Source organism: uncultured Metabacillus sp., from assembly GCF_947503125.1.
In the GTDB taxonomy this organism is placed as follows: Bacteria; Bacillota; Bacilli; order Bacillales; family Bacillaceae; genus Metabacillus.
Window position 1 is genome coordinate 1 of the sequence record NZ_CANNCR010000157.1, and the last position, 1073, is coordinate 1073.

General features: G+C 34.9%; 1 protein-coding gene. It reads left to right on the plus strand.

Going from position 1 to position 1073, the window contains the following annotated elements:
• Positions 1–85 precede the first annotated feature (85 nt).
• Entirely contained in the window at positions 86–292 is a 207-nt protein-coding gene (locus Q1B07_RS26610) for a DUF1657 domain-containing protein (protein ID WP_299095819.1), read from the plus strand.
• The last annotated feature ends 781 nt before the right edge of the window (positions 293–1073 follow it).

Genomic DNA, 1073 nt, shown 5'->3' on the forward strand with positions numbered 1-1073 from the left:
GAGATTACTATTTGGTGTTAGTGAAATTTGGAGAATACACGAGTATTAGCGAGAAAATTAAACTTTATTGAGGGAGGTGTAATTCATGACAGTAATAAATGACGTTAAAACAGCTTTAGCCGGATTAAAAAGCGCTCAAGCTAGCTTTGAAACATTTGCTCTTAGTACAGATAATGAACAAGCGAAGCAGCTTTACCAAGATGCTGCTAAACAAACCCAATCCGTTCTAAAAAGCCTTGAACCTCGCGTTAAACAAATCGAACAAGAAGAACCTCAATACAAACAACAATAATTAAAAGACAAAAAAAGGTTGGTCGAGTAAACCAACCTTTTTACTCTCTCAATAATGGATGAAACACAGAGGTGATTATTCATGATATATAAAATAAAACAATTAAAGATCGGTCTTTTAGTATTAACGGTTATCGGAATAGGATCAGGATGTAACGGAAATCAGAATCAGTTGGGTGAAAATAATAACGATTTGAGTATTTCACAGGTACATACAAGCTTTCTTTTTCGATTCTTAACACGTTTTTTCATTGACATCAACAAACTTTATAAACACATATAAACACAATGAGACCCCTCACAACATCGTGGGTGGTTTTTTTGCCTTCATTTTTAATTCTCTTGGGTGTATTGTGTCAAAAAGGTGAAGGTTGGATTGGTAGGGGTGAATTAGCAAACAGTGAACCCGATGGATATACGCTTGGTTATATGGTCTCTCCAAATATCTTTACTGGTTAATAAATCCTACTGCCAATAGAAAAGAAAATTTGGACAGTTTTTAATTTAATATCAGTCACCATGAAGATCCGAACTTATTGTCGTAAAACGGGATGACCCCCGGTTTGACAATATTAAAGAGTTCATTGGATACGCAAAGGAAACGAGTTAGCTGTGTAGATTTATAAGGTAACAACTAACATACGAGATTGACTGCTTATTAAACGGCTATTTAAAAAGGTTTGAGAATTGTAGAAGCACTATCGCTTGTTTATTGCAAAATAAAAGTACAGAGTTCTGCAGCAAAAATGTGCAGAGCCTGACTGCATAAAAAAAAGGCTTGC

Bases quoted from the DNA above. Each gene is read 5' to 3' on its own strand.
- Q1B07_RS26610 (WP_299095819.1), top strand. From the start codon at position 86: ATGACAGTAATAAATGACGTTAAAACAGCTTTAGCCGGATTAAAAAGC.